We start from the raw sequence: 1,180 nt of genomic DNA, 5'->3' as shown, positions 1-1,180 counted from the left end.
GATCCGATCAGGATTACGGGTCCGTCATTGAATTTGGTGGTGGGGGGTCCGGGTCAGTCGTTGCAGTTGGGGATTTCGGGTCCGGGGGTGGGTCCGGTGGTGATTCCGGTGTTGCAGGTGTCGGCGGGTCCGGGGGTGGGTAATTCCACGGGTGCGCCGTCGTCGGGGTTCTTCAATAGTGGTGCGGGTGGTGCGTCGGGGTTTGGGAATGTTGGTGGGGGTTCGGGGTGGTGGAATGTTGGTGGGTCTTCGGGTGCGGGGAATGTGGGGGTGTTGGGTTCGGGGGTGTTGAACCTTGGCGATGGGGTGTCGGGGTGGTTTAACACGATTCCGAGTATGGGTTCGGGTGTGGGCAATGTGGGGGATCAGCTGGCGGGGTTGTTCTCGTCGGGTCCGGGTCGGCCGAGTGTGTTCAATGTTGGTTTTGGTGATCAGGGTGGGTGGAACCTGGGTCATGCCAATGTGGGTGATTACAACCTGGGTGGCGGCAATGTGGGTGGCGCCAATGTGGGTGGGGCCAATGTGGGGGATGCCAATGTGGGGGTGGGCAATGTTGGTGGTCAGAATGTGGGTGGCGGCAATGTCGGGAACGCCAATGTGGGTGGCGGCAATGTCGGTGATTTCAACCGGGGTTGGGGTAATAGCGGCAGTTTCAACGTTGGTTTCGGTAACACCGGTTTCGGGAATTTCGGGTTGGCGAACCAGGGGAACAATAATATCGGGATCGGGCTGAGCGGGGATAATCAGATCGGGTTCGGGGGCTTCAACAGCGGTGCCGGTAATGTGGGGCTGTTCAACTCCGGAACCAACAATATCGGGTTCTTCAACTCCGGTACCGGTAACTTCGGTGTCGGTAACTCGGGCAGCTTTAACACCGGGATCGCCAACACCGGTAGCACCAACACCGGGGTGTTCAACGCCGGGCTGGGCAATACCGGGTGGGCCAACCCGGGCAGCTTCAACTCCGGTGGCTTTAACGCCGGTGCGTTTAATACCGGTTCGTTTAACCCCGGCGACACCAACACCGGCTGGTTCAACATCGGTGACACCAACACCGGAGCGTTCAACACCGGCGACCTCAACACCGGCGCGTTCATCTCCGGTGACGGCAACAACGGATTCTTCTGGCGCGGCACCGGCCAGGGCCTCATCGGCGCCGACTACACCATCACCATCCCCC

1 pseudogene is annotated in these 1,180 nt (G+C 60.4%); it reads left to right on the top strand.

Annotated elements, in window-relative coordinates:
• Positions 1 to 1,180 (top strand): annotated as a pseudogene (locus AWC07_RS00900) (PPE family protein); the annotation flags it as partial.

This window comes from Mycobacterium gastri (genome assembly GCF_002102175.1).
In the GTDB taxonomy this organism is placed as follows: Bacteria; Actinomycetota; Actinomycetes; order Mycobacteriales; family Mycobacteriaceae; genus Mycobacterium; species Mycobacterium gastri.
The sequence above is the reverse complement of the archived record's forward strand: the minus strand, read 5'-3'. Positions and strand labels throughout refer to the sequence as shown.